Source organism: Neptuniibacter sp. QD48_55 (assembly GCF_047778115.1).
Classification (GTDB): domain Bacteria; phylum Pseudomonadota; class Gammaproteobacteria; order Pseudomonadales; family Balneatricaceae; genus Neptuniibacter.
This window is the reverse complement of sequence record NZ_CP180555.1, coordinates 913,888-930,903: the sequence shown is the minus strand read 5'-3', so window position 1 is coordinate 930,903 and position 17,016 is coordinate 913,888. Positions and strand designations below refer to the sequence as shown.

The following is a 17,016-nucleotide window of genomic DNA, read 5'->3' as shown; positions in this document are numbered from 1 at the left end:
TCAGATTGCTCTAGAGGTTTCAGTTAGCTTTTCTTGCGAGTTTTCCATTAACTGTTCAATCTGTTTAAGCAGATCAGAATTAGCATAAGGCTTCGATAGGCAACTATCAGCACCCAGTTTTACCGCTCTTTCTAACGCAGCATCAGAAGCACCAGAGATTACTAATATACGTGTAGATATTAGATTATCTGCATGTCTAACGTAACTGATAACATCCTCACCATTCAACCCTGGCATATTAAGATCTAGTGTCATAACCGCAGGCTTTAACTGCGTGAGCAACAAACCTGCTTCAAAGCCATTCACTGCTATTTTGGTCTCGTATCCGGCTCCTCTTAACACTCGTTGTATCGCTCTTGCAGCAGCGGGTTCATCGTCAACGATTAAAATTAAATTCTCGCCTGGGCTGAACAACTCTTCGGGTAAGGGAATATCATGAGCTTTGAGGAAATTTATTAAATTCTCTTCCGATACTCGGTTATTCCCGCGACCAGGCAGCTTAAATCCTTTTAATTCACCTTTTTCTATCCAACGGATAACCGTACGCAAACTTACACCGCAAATTTGTGCGACATCTCCCGATGTATAAGTTTTCATAATCCGCCTGCCCTAAATACTGATCTACTAATTTAAAGTAGTCACGAATTTCCAATTTGTCACAAAAGTCATATAAAAAACTGAGTCATGAATACAAAATCAGTCTGTTACCTCATGAACAAGAGGACATTTATGCCAGCAGCCATAAAATAGTCTATATTGAAGATCACAACTTAAATCGACGGAATGAAGGTAGCGCGCATGAAAGGAGTTATTTTCAATATTCTAGAAGAGATGGTACTAGACCAATGCGGCCTAGAACGATGGAATGCCATTTTAGATAAGCTGTCACTCGATGGGGTTTATACAGCAGGTCAAACCTACCCGGATGATGAGCTCTTTGCATTAGTTACTGAAATTTCAGAACAAACAGGTATAGAAGCAGGTACATTAGTCGGCGCATTTGGCGAGTTTCTATTTGATAACTTAGCCCGGAGATATCCTGTTTTTCTTGAGAAACAACCTGATCTTTGTAGCTTCCTTGAAAGCGTGGATGGTGTCATACATTTAGAAGTTAAAAAGTTATTTGATAACCCAGCCTTACCTCGGTTTGAATACGAAAAGTTAGAAAATGGATCACTGCTGATGCGTTACACCTCACCCAGAAAGCTATGCATTCTAGCTGAGGGGCTAATTAGAGGTGCTGCAAAGAAATACCAGACGCCCATATCGATTACTCACGATATTTGCTGTCATAAAGGCGATCCCCATTGCGACATTATCGTTGAGTTTCACACATGACCAATGCGCCTAATCCCTATAAACAAGCATATGAGCGCGAGCGCAAAGCACGGCTTGAAGCTGAGCACCTTTTAGAAGAAAAATCGCGAGAGCTCTATCAAAAAAATCAGCATCTCGAGCAAAGTTACGAACAGCTTAAAAAACAACAAGCCTTGATGCTGCAAAACGAGAAGTTAGCGACATTAGGTACGCTATCGGCTGGCGTTGCACACGAAATCAATAACCCCGTCGCCTTCATTAAAAGCAATGTCGAATCACTGAAGCAGTATTTTGACGCCTATAACCTGCTCTTCACTGAAATAAAGCAATTACTGCCGAAACTTCCCACAGATCAGAGAGAATATTTGGAGCAGCAACTAATTGATCAAGATATCGATTTTATCTCCGAAGATATCCCTCAATTAATGGAAGATACTCAAGAAGGTTTGCAACGCGTTAAAGATATCGTTCAAAACTTGCGCAGTTTTTCTAGGACCCAAGCAGGTGATCACGGCAGCTACGATCTGTTAGAAGGTATTAACAGCACATTAAAGCTGCTGCAAAGCGAACTAAAAAATTCTGTAGCTTTAGATGTCTCAGTTGAGCCTCTTCCCAAGATCCAATGTAACTTAAATGAACTGAATCAGGTTTTTCTTAATCTGATATTGAATGCCAAGCACGCTACAGTCGATTCTCAAAGCCCCCGTATTTCAGTGAGATCCAAACACGATGATCAATACGTATATATAGAAATAGCTGACAATGGTTGCGGCATATCCGAAGAGGTACAGAAAGATATTTTCACCCCTTTCTTTACCACTAAGCCAATAGGGCAAGGTACAGGTATGGGGCTAGCCATTTCACACAACATCATCAAAAAACATAACGGCGAAATTCAATTACAAAGTAAAACAGGTGAAGGCACTACTTTCACGATCAAACTCCCTATAAACTGAACTCAAACCACTCCTGTGACCAAAAGGATTTCCATGCTCAGCAACGCAATTATCAACATAACCAATCTTCGTTTACGTACCTTTATCGGTTTTAACCCTGAAGAGATGGAAAAGCAGCAGGATGTTGTTATCAATATCGAAATTCAATATCCAGTGAGCAAAGCATTTGCAGATGATGATGTTGATCAGGCCCTTAACTACAAAACCATCACCAAAGAAGTGATAAAACATGTGGAAGACGGTCGCTTCTTATTATTGGAAAAGCTCGTTTCCGATGTACTAGATATCTGCACAACCCACCCATGGACAGTTTATGCCAAAGTAACCATCGACAAACCCCACGCCCTAAGGTTTGCAGATTCAGTTTCACTCTCTTTAGAGTGGAAAAAAGATCTCTAGGCGCAAAGTCACTACTTTAGAAGTAGAAAAAAACACCTTTGCCACTACTTTATATTGAAAAATTCTCAACTTATTCAATGGGAAGATTTCTTGAGTTTTGCTTAATCACGTCTAATCTACTGAGAGTCCACCCTAACAAGGTAGTCAATAACTCAGGGAGAGAAGTAGATGGATATCAATCGGTTTAATCAACTTATTCGTCAGGCAGTAAATGATAATAATGCTGCTGCTTGGCATGCCGCCACTGATCACCGTGCTTTTTGCGAAAATCTTTTAGGCTCTTTTGAAGCCCATGAGGTCGTTAAAAATATTCTTATCGACGTGGTCGACGAACTACTACAACGTAAAGCCGAAGATAAATTCTGTAACTACACCATCGGTGACGGCGTCACCATTTTAGAAAGCGGACACTGCATTCCTGCAACAGTCATCAAACAGACAAATAACTCTGATGGGCTTTCTGTACAATTAGATAAAGTCTGTCCCGATGGGCACTTTGAAAAGGATGGGAACGGTAAAGTCATTGAATTCCACCGTTCTCATGACCGAGTATATATCCATCTAGAGGGGCGTTCACTTAGCCGCTTAGTCGCTGGCCGTAAATTTGTTGACTACTCATCAGCACACTTAGAAGAAGAGATGGAGCGACTCACCTCCAATAGACAACTTGCCTGTTAGAAATAACGTCCCTCATTATTAGTTAAGCAAGCCCTGTGAGGGCTTGCTGTCTATTCACCTTCATCTAGATGCTCTAGCTTTGGTAGAGGGCATCCCATTATGGCCGCAATAGTCGTGATTAACTCGCATTCTGTCGTTGTAAGCTTGCCATCATGCTCAATACAGCGACAAAGCCCAATTAATAAACGGCGCTGCAGCAATGGATACGCAAGCCCAAGTACATTTACGGCTTTGATAAACACCTGAACATCACACTCTTCGGCCGGTAAAAGGTGGATATTGTAGAGCGAAACCGCACCTGCACCTCGATTGAATGCCCTTTCTGCAGACTCTTCATCCTCATGCCCAAAACGAGCCACTGCAGATAATATTTGCGCATATTCATCACCGATCTGACCTGGTGTTTTATAACGCGGAGCACTCTTTAGCTCAGGGTCATGCTCCCCTGCAAGGTAATGCTGAACCAACTGGAATAAGCACCATTCGAATAGGTCAGTTTTCTTATCCGCTCTAATCAGCTGCATGAGTAGACGCTTGAATTGCTTATACTGTTCAGCTGACATGCATTTCAATGCTGGCAGCAATAACTCGATCAGTGGTAATCGACAATGTTCTTGAAGGTTATCTACCGCCTGAGCTGTTTTAAGTACTTCTTTCTCTAAGCCTTGAAACCCCGTTGCCTTAATCATCTCCAGTTGTTTCTGGCGTAGCTCACCTTCACTATGGAGCAGTAAGGAGCAACAGACAGACATCGCGCCTAAAGATTCTTTCGCCTGTTCATACAAAAACTCAGGGATTAGATCTATTTTCTCTCGCGCAGCATTCAAACTATTATCTGTTAAAGCACTCTCCCCAGTACCCGTCATAACCGCTGCACCTATAGCAGCAGCCTCTTGAGCTCTTTGACGTTTTTCTTCGCTTTTCTGCTGCTCTTCTTCAAGCTTTCGCTCACGGGTTTCATTACCACGATAAAGAAAGTTGCCATCCCAGTGAGGGTCGACACGCAGAATGCGATCAACAATTGGAGGGTGCGTTGCAAATAGGCTGGAAAGACTAGAGATCGCTTGACCAAAAAACAGATGACTCACTTCGCTACGATGAGAGTTGTTGATCTCACTGCCCGGCGAATATCCACCAATCAGCTTTAGTGCATTTGCAATACCTTCAGGATTACGGGTGAACTGCACTGCACTGGCATCTGCCAAAAATTCCCGCTGTCGACTGACAGCAGATTTGATTAGCTTTCCAAAAAAGATCCCTAGCCAACCAACGATCATCAAGCCAAAACCTAGAAGTGCCACACGACCATCAGAACGACGATCACTGCCACCGCGAGCAAAAAGCTCACCGACTTGACCAATAAACACAATGCCATGCAGCAAAGAGATCAAACGCAGATTTAGACGCATATCACCATTCAGGATATGGCTAAATTCGTGTGCAATCACACCTTGGAGTTCGTCCCGTTTAAAGTGCTCGATACTCCCTTGGGTAACACCAATCACCGCATCTGCTGGGGTATTTCCTGCAGCAAAGGCATTTATCCCCATCTCATGTGCCATAAGGTATACCGGTGGAACAGGCATGCCCGAGGCTAACGCCATCTCCTCAACAACATTAAGCACTAAGCGCTCATTTGGCTCTTCGCTATCAGGCAGAATACGTACACCACCTAGAGACTCAGCCACCGCTTTACCACCTGAGGATAGTTGCCACCATTTGTACAAAATAGCGCAGCCAACCACTCCTCCGACCGCCAAGCTAATGAGTGCAAAGTTCCGCCAAGAGAAAATACCTGGATTTTCAAATGGGGAGGAACCGTAGACTGCAGCAATGTCTGTGGTGTCACCTGATATAAGCTGAAAAGCGATACCCACCAAAAGATTGGTAATTAGAATTAAGCTCAGAACAGCTAGGCAAAAAAGAAAGACAAGCCAGCCGGTATTGCGTCTGGCTTTGTCCTGTTGCTCAAAAAAATTCATAAATCAGCAACCTCGCAAGTTGTTAGAAACTTACTTTCGGCGCTGCTTGAATCTGCTCGCTGTCATCAAACTCAAGCAAAGTCGCATCTTGAGAGTGACCAAACATGTTTGCGAAGAAAACGGGTGGGAAAGATTGGCGGTAAGTGTTGTATTCAGTCACCGAATCATTAAACGCTTGGCGAGCAAACGCGACACGGTTTTCGGTGGATGATAGCTCCTCCGACAGTTGCATCATATTTTCATTGGCTTTTAGGTCTGGATAATCTTCCATTACAAAGTTCAACTTACCCAAAGCCGACTGCAGCTGATTCTCAGCACCTGACAACTGTTGTAGCGAGTCCGTACTATGTACCGCAGCCGCACCTTTTAACAAAGCGGACGCTTCATTTCTCGCCTGAATGACCGCTTCAAGCGTTTCACGCTCGTGCTTCATATAGCCTTGAGCGACTTCCACTAAGTTAGGAATAAGATCGTAACGGCGCTTTAGCTGCACCTCGATCTGCGAAAAGCCGTTTTCATAACGGTTTTTCAATTTCACTAAGCTATTGTAGATGCTGACTATGTAAAAAATCACACCTAACAGAACAACCAACGTAACAATTAATCCAATGTCCACATCTAACTCCTTAACTATCCCTAATCCCTTTAAAAGAGAATCATTCTGATAAAAAGACTATAAGTTAGATCGCGGACAGAAGAAATAGATTGTCCCTGTAAAACGAGTTAAAAATAGTGAACTTATGCTTTAAAGGCTAGCGACAATTCGACGGTTAAATCCTGTGCAGATATAGCCCTGCACCCAGAACGATTTTCTCCTGACCATAAGGGTGTAAAATCACCTAAGCCTTTGCTTTCGGCATAACCACGTAAAGGAGTGATCGCTTGAGTAGAGAAAGGAAAAGCCAATGCAACTTCTGACCAGTCATCCAAATCTTGCATAACACGATTTCGAATGCCTCTAGCAGGTCGACCTGAGAAAAGATTTGTAATGGCGGTAGGGATATCTGTCTGCTGCAACATCGCCCGATGAATTTCGCTGGTCTTAGCCTCATCGCATAACAGATAAGTTGTGCCTATCTGCACTCCTTGAGCACCTAGACCCAACATATCTTTAATATCGCTCTGGTCAGCAATACCACCCGCAGCAATCACTGGAATCGAAAGCTCAGCAGATAATTTTGCTACCAACGTTTTTGTATCTAGCTGGGTTTCCAAATCCTTAGTTAAAAACATGCCTCGATGACCGCCAGCTTCAACACCTTGGGCAATCACTACATCAGCACCATTTTCAGCTAACCAAATACCCTCTTCGACCGTTGTCGCACTAGAAAGCACTGTCGCTCCCCAGGCTTTTACTCTCGCTAGAAGATCAGATTCTGGTAACCCAAAATGGAAACTCATGACAGGCGGCGCATATTTTTCGATTGCATCAGCGGTCTCTTTACTAAAAGGCATGCGTGACGCTTTCGCACTGTATTCAGGTTCTAGCCCCGCTTCCTGATAGTAAGGCGATAACTGATCGATCCAAGCAGCTATCTCCTGATCGCTTACTGAAGGGACCTGATGGCAAAAGAAGTTAAGGTTAAAAGGGCGATTTGTATACGCTATAAACTGCTCAATTTCGGCACATATCTGCTCCGTAGATAACATCCCACAAGGAATAGAGCCTAATCCACCAGCATCGGATACAGCTGCCGCCAATCGCCAATCCTGCACTCCAGCCATAGGCGCTTGGATAATAGCGACATCAACACCTAACATTTCATTCATATTCATACATTATCCTTCGACTACAAAGCTAATAGGTTGAGCAGGTACGTGCTTTCCTCGGGAGTCTAACCAGTGGAAGTACGCTTAACTAACGCTTTTTAAAGAACCATTTGTTCACTGAAAGAGAACTAATATCTAACTCTAAGTAAAACTACAGAAAATTATGGAACTATCTCACTGTAATATAGGTCTGTAAGAATCACTTAAGTGGTGTAACTGAACCTCCAGATAGAAGGATAAACATGAACAAATTCATCTACGTCATGGACCCAATGTGCAGCTGGTGCTGGGCATTCTCACCGGTGATTTCCCACTTAAAAGATAAGTATCCAGAATTGCAGTGGCAATTGCTGATGGGAGGCTTAGCCCCTGACTCAGATCTGCCTATGCCAGAAGCGATGCAACAAAAACTGATCTCAATTTGGCAGCACATTGAGGAACATACTGGAGCCAAATTCAATTTCGACTTCTGGCGCGAGAACAAGCCTAGACGTAGCACTTATCCAGCCTGTCGCGCCGTGATTGCCGCTGAGCATCTTGAGTCAGATGCTGCTTTTGAAATGATAGATGCGATTCAAAAAGCTTATTATCAAAAGGCTTTAAATCCTTCGGATATAGAAGTACTTACTAACCTTGCTGCAGAGATTGGATTGGACAAAGACAGTTTTAGCGCACTAATGACTAGCCCTGAAGCCCAAACAGAATTAGAGCAACAAATACAACAAAGCCACGCGCTTGGCGCTCAAGGGTTTCCTTCGCTATTTATTGCAACAGAAGCCGGAGCACATGCAATTAGCTATGGCTATTGTGGAATCGAGGAAGTAACGAGAAGAATTGAAGCGATTTTAGGCAGGTGAGAATTAATGTGGTGAATACAACGGGGTTACCAGAACAGCAACCCCGTTAGAATGAGCTTAGTCTCTTACAACAGAAACATCTTCCGCCTGAAGACCTTTATCACTCTCACGTACATGGAAGCGTACCTTTTGACCTTCTGCCAAAGATCGGTGGCCACGACCACGAATATTACGGAAGTGAACAAATACGTCATCGTCTTCACCACGGGTGATAAAGCCGAAACCTTTAGACACGTTAAACCACTTAACGGTGCCCTGCTCACGGTCATCGTTTTCGTCGATATACTCTTCTTCTGCACCATTGATTACAGAAGCATCTGCTTCAGCATTGTTACCAGACGCTGCAAAGAAAGACGCAGCAAAAGTCACTACAAACACAACTGCCACAGCAGCAATATTAGATAACTCTACCTCAACACCTGCTACCGAACCTAACAGAACTGGCACTAAAACGGCCGCGATAGCACTCACAATCAGACTACGAATCACTGATTAACCCTCATTGTATTATATTGTCATTTATCACATGAATAGCACTTGTACTGGCGGAATAAAAATTATCCCTACCAAACAGAGAGGTATATCGAATTTCGTGATTTTTTTCAACAGCTTATATTGTTAATCCCGTAAATAAGCCACATTCGTTTAATATCCGAGTCTGATAAACTATGCTAAATCTCAATAACACGCATGGCTTGGATCCATTCAATGAACGATCAAGAACGCATTACAGAGCTAGAAACCCGCGTGGCGTTTCAAGAAGACACTCTGGATAAATTAAATAACATGGTTGCATCTCAGGAGATTGAACTCGAGCGTTTAAAGCGTATGCTCAAGATCATGAACCAGCAGTTGAAAAACCTAACGGTGGACGGAGTTGCTGGTGCTGGCGAAAATGAGCCACCCCCTCCACATTATTGAGGCAAAAGGGAAATATGCTGTCGTTGTTACAAAGCGGTTTACATTATTTAGGTCGGCAATTCATCAGTATCGTTACCCGTCCTCGCGTGGTGAACCCTCAGCTGTTGCAGGCAAACTCTACTCGTAACACTTATTACATTCTGGAAAGCGACCGCTTAAGCCACCAGCTTCTGTTAAAAAACGTGCTGCAAAAACAAGGTATCCCTTTTATGCAGCAACAGCTTCTTTTTGCTGATTCCGAAGGCAAAAGTCCGCTTAAAGAAGATTTATCAGAGATTGTAGCCACACAGCAGAGTAACCCTAAACTAAATATTCAGATTATCCCTGTCGCAATTTTTCATGGCCGACGTCCAAACAGAGAAAAATCTTGGCTTAATCTGCTCTGTACTGAAACATGGCATAAAGCTGGCCCTTTAGGCAGCTTTATGCAGCTCCTTATCAATGGCCGCCAAACACTGGTTTCTGTGGATAAACCACTAGATCTGCAACAGTTGATGGTTAAAGACGATAATATTGAGTCCATCGCACGAAAAACCGCTAGGGTTCTGCGCACGCACTTCAGCATTCTTCGTGCATCAATCATTGGTCCTGACCTATCACATCGCCGAACATTGATCTCTTTAGTGCTGAAGCACCCCAATGTACAAAAGGCTATAGACCTGCAAGCAGCTGAGAGAAATACCAGTCGTCATAGAATCGAAAGACACTGTTTTAAAACCCTTGATAAAATCGCAGCGAACTACAGCCCAACAACAATTAGACTCTTAGACCCCATTCTTAACTGGGTATGGAAACGCCTCTACAATGGGGTAAAAATTCATAACACGGCAGAAGTTCAAGAGATTTCTAAAACCCATCAGATAATCTACCTACCCTGCCATCGCAGTCATATGGACTATCTATTGTTATCTTGGGCTCTGTATCGCCATGCTCTAATGATTCCCCATGTAGCAGCTGGAGAAAACCTGAACATCCCCATTATTGGGCCCATATTAAAACGCGGCGGCGCAATCTTTATGCGTCGTAAATTTCATGGCGACCCGCTTTACGCCTGCTTATATAAAACCTACTTGGAGCAGATGAGCCACAGAGGCCACGCCTTAGAATACTTTATTGAAGGTGGCCGCAGCCGCACCGGTCGATTGCTGCCAGCTAAAACCGGCCTCCTCTCTATGAGTATCGATTCTTTCCGTGAAGGCAGCCCTAAGCCCGTTGCTCTGATTCCCGTTTGGATTGGTTATGATCGTCTAGTAGAAAGCCGCAGCTACCAAAAAGAGTTAGCTGGAGCCAAGAAGAAGCGAGAGTCATTTACTGAGTTTTTCTCATCACTAAAAATCTTAAGACAGAAATTTGGTGAGACATTACTAAGTTTCGGTAAACCTATACCTTTAGAAGACCACTCTGACGCTAGCCTTTCCCTAGAAGAGGATGTCACCAATATCTCTCAGCAAGTGATGTGCAATATCAACCAAGCAGCTGGCGTTACCAAAAGCAGCTTGTTGGCTACCTGTTTGCTGAGCGGAAGTCAGCTGCAATCAGTTGCTGAACTGAGTGATAAAAGTACGCGTTTGCTCAACCTATTAACACAACTCTATCCAAACACAGCTCTACTGCCAGATGGAAAGCCTTCTGATTGGATCCAAAGCGCCCACAATATGAGGCAACTAGAAACCAAGCTGAATCTAGTAGAGATCAATCAGGCTCAAGCACAAGAGATGAGCTTTTATCGTAATAACATTCAACATATGTTGGTACTCCCCAGCATGTACTTATTACTAGCTCACCGTTTGGAGTCACCACGCGCGCAAAACATCAATCGAACTATTCGTATGCTATATCCATTTTTACAGGCCGAACTATTTTTACCTTACAAAATGGAAGAGCTCACCGATCAGTTAAAACAGATTCGAGATGTACTACTAGAGCAGAATCTACTTGAAGAATCCGAACCCCAAGTGTGGAAAACCACTTCTAACGCACTGGTTAACACACTCATACTCAACGCTGAGCCAATCCTTCTTCGTTACTATATTTTGCTTCGAGTACTCACGCGATATGAAGAGATTAGCCGTGACGATCTTATCCATAGCAGCCAACAAATTGCAGAAAAGATCCACCTAGAATATGGCTACAGCACGCCTGAATATAAGGATGAACAAGTATTAAAGTCCTTTATCAAACAACTGCGTAATTTGGGTTTTATTCGGGAAGAGAACGCTAGGGTAATAACAAATTTTGATAGCGAAAGTTTGTTTAAACAAGCAAACAAAATCCTGCGCCCACATATGATCTCACTGATCGATCACAAACTTAGAGAGCGCTAACCTAAGCCAGCCACTTAATGACTACTGTGCCTCAAGTTTTTTCAGAGGATAGATATCATAGCGGCTGGATTTACCTTGGAACTGCAAAGAAGGTTTTCTATCCGCCAAAAAGGGAGCTTTACGCGGACGTTTAACCACAACGCGATTTTCAGCTATTGCTAATGCCGCATCCAATAACTGGTCTGCATCCAGATCGTCCCCTACCACCGGGCGAAACGCGCGCATCTCTTTTTTCACTAACGCGCTTTTATCATTGTGGGGGAACATTGGATCGAGATAGACCACTTGAAAAGTTGTGCCTTGTTTAGCCTGAACCTGCATCCACTCAATACTATTCGCATTATGTAGCTGCATACGCTCGACAATATCAGCCACTTCACTCTCTGCAGCACGGCTTAAACCATCCTCTAAGAGCGCATGAACAATTGGTGAACGCTCTAACAAAGTCATATCGCAACCCAGGGTTGCCAATACAAAGGCATCTTTACCTAAACCAGCTGTAGCATCTAGCACTTGTGGCGTTATGCCTCCTTTAATACCCACGGCTTTGGCAATCATCTGACCTTTACCACCACCAAACTGACGTCGATGGGAAACCGCACCTGAAACAAAATCAGCGTAAGTTGGGCCTGGCGCTTTTTTGCCACAAGGCTGCAGCCTTAGACCTTGCTCAGAAACCTGTAATTCTAAAGAGAAGTCATGAGCTTGATCAGGTGATGTGATTGGTAACTGCAATCTAGCGGCAAACTGTTCTGCTTGTTCAGCAAAATCAGCATGCATTGGAACAACAACTATATCTGTAAGGGCTGGATTAGACATTCAAAAACCGAAAACCTTAAGCGGTAGTAAACCAGATAACTAAAAGGAAGATACCCAGAATCATACGGTATACAACAAATGGCTGCATTCCAATACGGTCTAACCATTTTAAGAAGAAGTGGATACAGCTGAATGCGCTAATACCCGCAATCAAAGTGCCTAAAGCAACCATTAACCAAGGAGCACTCTCACCTTGAGCGTAGAGATCTAAGCCCTTAACAAGACCAGCACCTAGAATGATTGGTACAGAGAGCAGAAAAGAGTAGCGCGCAGCAGCCTGCCTTTCTAAACCAAGCATTAAGGCCGCAGAGATGGTGATACCACTTCGAGATGTACCTGGAATTAGCGCTAGGGCTTGAGCACAACCGATCACAAGTGCATCTTTAACTTTCAACGACTCGATCTGACGAGTTTCAACTCTAAACAGATCAGCCCAACACAATAACGCACCAAATATCAGGGTAGTTCCTGCAATAACCAACATTGAACGTAGGTTTTGATCAATAAAGTCATTAAGAAATACACCGACAAACATTGCAGGAACAGTTGCAAGTATCACCAACCAAGCTAAACGTGAGTCAGGTGTGTGCATACCTGAAATGCTGCGCGTCCAAGCACAAAACATCTGTTTCAAATCTTGACGAAAATACGCCACGACGGCAAATAAAGTACCAACGTGTACACCGACATCAAACGCCAACCCCTGATCAGGCCAGCCCATAAGTTGTGAAGGCAATATAAGGTGAGCAGAACTACTGATCGGTAAAAATTCTGTTAACCCCTGAAGCAGGGCAAGAATGATTACCTGGAAGAAATCCATCTATTGTTGATCCTTTTTCTTCCACGCAACTTCATCACGGAGGTAAACAGGCAATGCCTTATCTGCCGCAACCGCTTTTCCTTGCGTCCAATCTTGTTCTGCTAGCTTAAGCATGTAAGCAGCAGAGGGATAATAAAGCTCTTCGCTAACCGAAATAGCATTCTGCGTGTCTGAACTCATATTTTCAAGATAACGCCAGCCACTGCCCACTGCAAAATAGGAACCTTCACTTAGGCTTAGTTCCGCAGGCGCACATACTTTTTCGTCTAAAAGTGTTGTCAGCTCACCTGATTCAATTTGGTAGCTCGCCACATAGATCTCATTCATGCGAGCATCTAAAGCAGCTACAACGGAGGAAACTTGCTCTTTGTCAGATGCGGCTAAAGCAAGAGCAGCCAAAGTAGATACTGGCAGAACAGGGATATCTGCAGCGTAGGCTAAGCCTTGAGTAACACCGGTGGCAATTCGAATCCCTGCAAACGAACCCGGACCACGCCCAAACGCGATTGCATCTAAATCAGTGACAGCTAACTGTGCATTTGCCAACATTTCCTGCACCATCGGTAGAAGCTGCTGAGTATGCTGACGAGGGATGACCCGAAAATCTTCCTGAATTTCACCGTTAAGACTCAAAGCTACAGAACAAGCATCAGTAGAAGTATCAAGCGCTAAAATTTTGGACATTAATCAGATCACTTTGGAATTTTAAATTTACCTTTAAAGAGAAACGGCTACATCAAGCCATTACATCTCTATTTTAGGGCGCAATTCTACCTGCTAGGTGGCTTTATTGCATCTAAATAAGCTCTTCACCCCAACGAGGTAACAGGCTTTGTTCTATCCCTAATTGATTAAGGATTCGCGCGACCACAAAATCAATCATATCTTCCACCGTTTCTGGGCGGTTATAAAAACCTGGACTCGCAGGAATCATCACGCCCCCCATTCGAGTCAGCTTTAACATATGCTCTAAATGAATTTCAGAATAAGGGGCTTCTCGTGGCACTAAAATAAGCTGCCGACGCTCTTTCAAGGCTACATCGGCAGCACGTTCAATCAAGTTATTACTCGCACCCGTAGCAATAGCAGACAAACTTCCAGTGCTACAGGGGCATACGACCATGCGACTCGGCGCACCGGAGCCGGAAGCTACAGGCGCCATCCACTGCTCTCGCCCAAATACCTTCAACTGCCCATCTTTGGCTGAGTACAAATTTGCAAGATAAGATTCTTGATCTGAGGGCGTACCCGGTAATTTCAGATCTGTTTCTGTATTAATCACAACTTGAGCAGCACGTGAGATCATTACGAAAACTTGCAGGCCTTCAGCCAATAAACACTGTAAAAGCCTTAAACCATACTGCACACCAGAAGCGCCTGTGATAGCTAAAGTAATTTTCTCTTGCTCAGTAGTACTCATAAATATTAAAACCTAACTTGAATAACTAACCTTCAAAACGTTCACGCAGCTTTGCCAATAAACGCTGATGAATACCTTCGAAACCACCATTACTCATAATGACTATGTGCGTATCTGGTTCTAGCGTATTTACCAGTTCATCAATAAGTGTTTGTGTTTGCGTGAATACTTGCGCTGGCACTTGGCATTGTTCTACGACTTTATCGAGAGACCAGTTCAAACCTTCCGGCTGATACCAGCAAACTTGGTCTGCCAACTCGACCGACTCAGCCAACCAAGATTGATGAGTACCTAAGCGCATCGTATTTGAGCGAGGTTCAACCACTGCTACTATTTTAGCATTTCCAACCTGAGCCCTGATGCCCTGTAAAGTCGTACTGATCGCAGTCGGGTGATGCGCAAAGTCATCATAAACCGAGATTCCTGCAACGGTATCTAGCAGCTCCATACGACGTTTGACTCCAGCAAACTCATTTAACGCTTCCACAGCATGATGAGGCTGAACGCCTACGTTTCTCGCCGCAGCAATAGCAACTAAACCATTGTTAACGTTGTGGCGGCCTGTCATCTGCCAAGTAACAGTACCTTGCACTTTTCCTTGGTGGAGCACTTCAAACTGACTACCGTCCTCAGTCAGTAATTTCGCCTTCCATTCACTGCTATCAGATTCTAAGCTAGTTCTGGACACCTCGGTCCAACACCCCATCTCGATAACTTCTTCTAACGCACTCTCCCCTTGCGGAAGAATAATCTGACCATTTTCAGGCACGATTCTTACGACATGGTGAAATTGTCTCTGAATTGCCGCTAAATCAGGGAATATATCAGCATGATCGTACTCCAAATTATTCATAATCAGGGTACGTGGGTGGTAATGAACAAACTTGGAACGTTTATCAAAGAAGGCGGTATCGTACTCGTCTGCCTCAATAACAAAGAAGGGTGAATCGCCTACCCGAGCTGAAACGCCGAAGTCCAACGGAACTCCGCCTATCAAGAAACCAGGTTTCATATCGGCATAATCTAAGATCCAAGCCAACATAGTAGAGGTCGTGGTTTTACCATGTGTGCCCGAAACTGCTAACACCCATTTATCTTGAAGAAGATGCTCTGAAAGCCATTGCGGACCAGATGTATATCTTAGTCCTTTATTAAGGACATATTCCACAGCGGGATTACCACGAGACATAGCATTGCCGACAACGACCAGATCCGGTTCGGGTGTAAATTGCGAAGGATCAAACCCCTGAATCAGTTCAATACCTTGTGATTCAAGCTGCGTACTCATAGGTGGGTACACGTTTTGATCGGAACCGGTAACTTTATGCCCTAGCTGTTTAGCCAATATTGCCAGCGATCCCATAAAGGTTCCGCAAATACCTAGAATATGAATATGCACCCGAACACTCCTTCAAAAAAGCAACCGTCATCATAGCAGTTTTAACAACCGCCCTAACAGCCAAATTCCCTGTTTAGGAGCTGAGATTTCCGCTCCAATACACAGCTATGATGAAGATTGTGTAAAAATCCCCAAACCTACGCCAAAATACTGATTATTTCCTAACCTAAATCCCTCAACACCCCATGCATTTCATCAAAGATTCACGTAAAATTCCCACCCAACTTTCCAACCACTCTATTTGAGAGAAAATACAAGAATGCTTCTGCTGAGCCAGTTCCTGAAACAACAGGAAACCGAAGACAAATTAGTCGATCTGATTGGCACCTTAATGCTTGCCTGTAAAGAAGTTGCGATCCAACTTCGCGAAGGCGAATTAGCTGGAGTTTTAGGATCCACGGACAACACCAACGTTCAGGGTGAAACCCAGAAAAAGATGGACGTGATCGCAAACGACCTCCTGAAAAAATTCTTACTAGATAACCCTCTAGTAGCAGGCTTGGCATCTGAAGAAGAAGACCACCCTGTAGCTGGTAATCCTGAAGGCAAATACCTAGTGATTTTCGATCCACTAGATGGTTCTTCAAATATCGACATCAACGTTTCAGTGGGTACTATTTTCTCTATTCTAGAGCTACCAGAAGGCATGGATCCAAGCTCAGATGAAGCATACCTACAAACAGGCCGCAAACAGATTGCAGCAGGTTATGTTCTATATGGTCAGTCTTCTATCCTTGCTCTGACGACTGGTCAAGGCGTGAACTTCTTTACACTGGCTCACACTGGTGATTTCATCCTGACTCGTGAAAAAGTGACTATTCCAGCGGACACTAAAGAGTTTGCGATCAACATGTCGAACCATCGTTTCTGGGAAGAAGAGATGCGCAACTATGTTGGCGACCTTCTAGAAGGCTCTGAAGGTGTACGCGGCAAAAACTTCAACATGCGCTGGATTGCTTCTATGGTTGCTGAAGTCCACCGCGTGCTTACCCGTGGCGGTATTTTTTGCTACCCATGGGATAGCCGTGACGTAACTAAGCCGGGTAAACTTCGCCTAATGTACGAAGGCAACCCAATGAGCATGCTGATTGAACAAGCTGACGGCATTTCCAGCACTTGCTACAAAAATATCATGGATTTAGAGCCTACTCATATTCACCAACGTAGCGGTGTAGCACTCGGTTCTAAAAATGAAGTAGAGACTCTGCTGTCATACCACGCTGAATCTAGTGACGGTCAAGCAGCTAAACTCAATACTTAAAGTTATACGTTTCAGCTTTAAGTAGTATTCATAACCGCTAAAGTCTGGGACATAATCCCCAGACTTTAGATGTAACCTTTTCAAAACTACTTA

The 17,016-nt window shown here is 43.8% G+C and carries 18 protein-coding genes; 8 read left to right on the top strand and 10 right to left on the bottom strand.

Annotated elements, in window-relative coordinates:
- Positions 1 to 597 carry a response regulator gene (locus tag ACMXYW_RS04140; protein ID WP_415905322.1) on the bottom strand — a complete coding sequence of 199 codons (597 nt, stop codon included), beginning with the start codon at positions 595 to 597 and terminating at the stop codon, positions 1 to 3.
- Positions 598 to 798: 201 nt separating this feature from the next.
- Between ACMXYW_RS04140 and ACMXYW_RS04135 the strand changes: the two genes are divergently transcribed.
- The 4 genes from ACMXYW_RS04135 (at position 799) to ACMXYW_RS04120 (ending at position 3,350) form a co-directional block, all read left to right on the top strand.
- Complete coding sequence (locus tag ACMXYW_RS04135) at positions 799 to 1,338, top strand: heme NO-binding domain-containing protein (protein ID WP_415900347.1); 540 nt, start codon at positions 799 to 801, stop codon at positions 1,336 to 1,338.
- Entirely contained in the window at positions 1,335 to 2,273 is a 939-nt protein-coding gene (locus ACMXYW_RS04130) for a sensor histidine kinase (protein ID WP_415905321.1), read from the top strand. The genes ACMXYW_RS04135 and ACMXYW_RS04130 overlap by 4 nt, the downstream gene beginning before the upstream one ends.
- Before the next feature lie 33 nt (positions 2,274 to 2,306).
- Positions 2,307 to 2,672 carry a dihydroneopterin triphosphate 2'-epimerase gene (folX, locus tag ACMXYW_RS04125; RefSeq protein WP_415905320.1) on the top strand — a complete coding sequence of 122 codons (366 nt, stop codon included), beginning with the start codon at positions 2,307 to 2,309 and terminating at the stop codon, positions 2,670 to 2,672.
- A 168-nt stretch (positions 2,673 to 2,840) separates the two neighbouring features.
- Positions 2,841 to 3,350, top strand: a complete 510-nt coding sequence (locus ACMXYW_RS04120) for a hypothetical protein (RefSeq protein WP_415900345.1) — start codon at positions 2,841 to 2,843, stop codon at positions 3,348 to 3,350.
- 50 nt (positions 3,351 to 3,400) lie between these two features.
- On the opposite strand, the gene ACMXYW_RS04115 is transcribed toward ACMXYW_RS04120, so the two are convergent.
- The 3 genes from ACMXYW_RS04115 to ACMXYW_RS04105 form a co-directional block, all read right to left on the bottom strand.
- Complete coding sequence (locus ACMXYW_RS04115) at positions 3,401 to 5,332, bottom strand: M48 family metallopeptidase (protein WP_415905319.1); 1,932 nt, start codon at positions 5,330 to 5,332, stop codon at positions 3,401 to 3,403.
- A gap of 22 nt (positions 5,333 to 5,354) precedes the next feature.
- Positions 5,355 to 5,948, bottom strand: a complete 594-nt coding sequence (locus tag ACMXYW_RS04110) for a LemA family protein (RefSeq protein ID WP_415905318.1) — start codon at positions 5,946 to 5,948, stop codon at positions 5,355 to 5,357.
- 122 nt (positions 5,949 to 6,070) lie between these two features.
- A complete protein-coding gene (locus ACMXYW_RS04105) occupies positions 6,071 to 7,108 on the bottom strand; it encodes an NAD(P)H-dependent flavin oxidoreductase (protein WP_415905317.1) in 1,038 nt (345 codons plus the stop codon).
- A 236-nt stretch (positions 7,109 to 7,344) separates the two neighbouring features.
- Between ACMXYW_RS04105 and ACMXYW_RS04100 the strand changes: the two genes are divergently transcribed.
- Positions 7,345 to 7,959: a DsbA family protein gene (locus tag ACMXYW_RS04100; protein WP_415905316.1), complete on the top strand. Its 615-nt coding sequence runs from the start codon at positions 7,345 to 7,347 to the stop codon at positions 7,957 to 7,959.
- Positions 7,960 to 8,016: 57 nt separating this feature from the next.
- Here ACMXYW_RS04100 and ACMXYW_RS04095 read toward each other — a convergent pair whose 3' ends face one another.
- Positions 8,017 to 8,448 carry a cold-shock protein gene (locus ACMXYW_RS04095; protein ID WP_415900340.1) on the bottom strand — a complete coding sequence of 144 codons (432 nt, stop codon included), beginning with the start codon at positions 8,446 to 8,448 and terminating at the stop codon, positions 8,017 to 8,019.
- 219 nt (positions 8,449 to 8,667) lie between these two features.
- Between ACMXYW_RS04095 and ACMXYW_RS04090 the strand changes: the two genes are divergently transcribed.
- Both ACMXYW_RS04090 and plsB read left to right on the top strand, forming a co-directional pair.
- Entirely contained in the window at positions 8,668 to 8,880 is a 213-nt protein-coding gene (locus ACMXYW_RS04090; protein WP_415890531.1) for a SlyX family protein, read from the top strand.
- A 14-nt stretch (positions 8,881 to 8,894) separates the two neighbouring features.
- Positions 8,895 to 11,204, top strand: coding sequence for a glycerol-3-phosphate 1-O-acyltransferase PlsB (gene plsB / locus ACMXYW_RS04085; RefSeq protein WP_415905315.1), 2,310 nt, complete (start codon positions 8,895 to 8,897; stop codon positions 11,202 to 11,204).
- 21 nt (positions 11,205 to 11,225) lie between these two features.
- Here the strand turns inward: plsB and ACMXYW_RS04080 are convergent, their stop codons facing one another.
- From ACMXYW_RS04080 to mpl, 5 genes are all read right to left on the bottom strand, one after another.
- Positions 11,226 to 12,023, bottom strand: coding sequence for a class I SAM-dependent methyltransferase (locus tag ACMXYW_RS04080; RefSeq protein ID WP_415905314.1), 798 nt, complete (start codon positions 12,021 to 12,023; stop codon positions 11,226 to 11,228).
- 16 nt (positions 12,024 to 12,039) lie between these two features.
- Positions 12,040 to 12,843, bottom strand: coding sequence for an undecaprenyl-diphosphate phosphatase (locus tag ACMXYW_RS04075; protein ID WP_415900336.1), 804 nt, complete (start codon positions 12,841 to 12,843; stop codon positions 12,040 to 12,042).
- Positions 12,844 to 13,527 carry a tRNA (adenosine(37)-N6)-threonylcarbamoyltransferase complex dimerization subunit type 1 TsaB gene (gene tsaB / locus ACMXYW_RS04070; RefSeq protein WP_415905313.1) on the bottom strand — a complete coding sequence of 228 codons (684 nt, stop codon included), beginning with the start codon at positions 13,525 to 13,527 and terminating at the stop codon, positions 12,844 to 12,846. It abuts the gene before it with no gap.
- A 112-nt stretch (positions 13,528 to 13,639) separates the two neighbouring features.
- A complete protein-coding gene (locus tag ACMXYW_RS04065) occupies positions 13,640 to 14,263 on the bottom strand; it encodes a flavin prenyltransferase UbiX (RefSeq protein WP_415905312.1) in 624 nt (207 codons plus the stop codon).
- A gap of 25 nt (positions 14,264 to 14,288) precedes the next feature.
- Positions 14,289 to 15,662, bottom strand: a complete 1,374-nt coding sequence (mpl, locus tag ACMXYW_RS04060; RefSeq protein ID WP_415905311.1) for a UDP-N-acetylmuramate:L-alanyl-gamma-D-glutamyl-meso-diaminopimelate ligase — start codon at positions 15,660 to 15,662, stop codon at positions 14,289 to 14,291.
- Between the two features lie 259 nt (positions 15,663 to 15,921).
- On the opposite strand from mpl, the gene ACMXYW_RS04055 reads away from it, so the two are divergent.
- Positions 15,922 to 16,923, top strand: a complete 1,002-nt coding sequence (locus tag ACMXYW_RS04055; RefSeq protein WP_415905310.1) for a class 1 fructose-bisphosphatase — start codon at positions 15,922 to 15,924, stop codon at positions 16,921 to 16,923.
- The last annotated feature ends 93 nt before the right edge of the window (positions 16,924 to 17,016 follow it).

Coding starts and splice junctions, on each gene's coding strand:
- ACMXYW_RS04130 (WP_415905321.1), top strand. CDS start 1,335: ATGACCAATGCGCCTAATCCCTATAAACAAGCATATGAGCGCGAGCGC.
- ACMXYW_RS04075 (WP_415900336.1), bottom strand. CDS start 12,843: ATGGATTTCTTCCAGGTAATCATTCTTGCCCTGCTTCAGGGGTTAACA.
- plsB (WP_415905315.1), top strand. CDS start 8,895: ATGCTGTCGTTGTTACAAAGCGGTTTACATTATTTAGGTCGGCAATTC.
- ACMXYW_RS04135 (WP_415900347.1), top strand. CDS start 799: ATGAAAGGAGTTATTTTCAATATTCTAGAAGAGATGGTACTAGACCAA.
- ACMXYW_RS04140 (WP_415905322.1), bottom strand. CDS start 597: ATGAAAACTTATACATCGGGAGATGTCGCACAAATTTGCGGTGTAAGT.
- ACMXYW_RS04065 (WP_415905312.1), bottom strand. CDS start 14,263: ATGAGTACTACTGAGCAAGAGAAAATTACTTTAGCTATCACAGGCGCT.
- ACMXYW_RS04080 (WP_415905314.1), bottom strand. CDS start 12,023: ATGTCTAATCCAGCCCTTACAGATATAGTTGTTGTTCCAATGCATGCT.
- ACMXYW_RS04055 (WP_415905310.1), top strand. CDS start 15,922: ATGCTTCTGCTGAGCCAGTTCCTGAAACAACAGGAAACCGAAGACAAA.
- ACMXYW_RS04100 (WP_415905316.1), top strand. CDS start 7,345: ATGAACAAATTCATCTACGTCATGGACCCAATGTGCAGCTGGTGCTGG.
- ACMXYW_RS04105 (WP_415905317.1), bottom strand. CDS start 7,108: ATGAATATGAATGAAATGTTAGGTGTTGATGTCGCTATTATCCAAGCG.
- ACMXYW_RS04090 (WP_415890531.1), top strand. CDS start 8,668: ATGAACGATCAAGAACGCATTACAGAGCTAGAAACCCGCGTGGCGTTT.
- ACMXYW_RS04115 (WP_415905319.1), bottom strand. CDS start 5,332: ATGAATTTTTTTGAGCAACAGGACAAAGCCAGACGCAATACCGGCTGG.
- tsaB (WP_415905313.1), bottom strand. CDS start 13,527: ATGTCCAAAATTTTAGCGCTTGATACTTCTACTGATGCTTGTTCTGTA.
- folX (WP_415905320.1), top strand. CDS start 2,307: ATGCTCAGCAACGCAATTATCAACATAACCAATCTTCGTTTACGTACC.
- ACMXYW_RS04120 (WP_415900345.1), top strand. CDS start 2,841: ATGGATATCAATCGGTTTAATCAACTTATTCGTCAGGCAGTAAATGAT.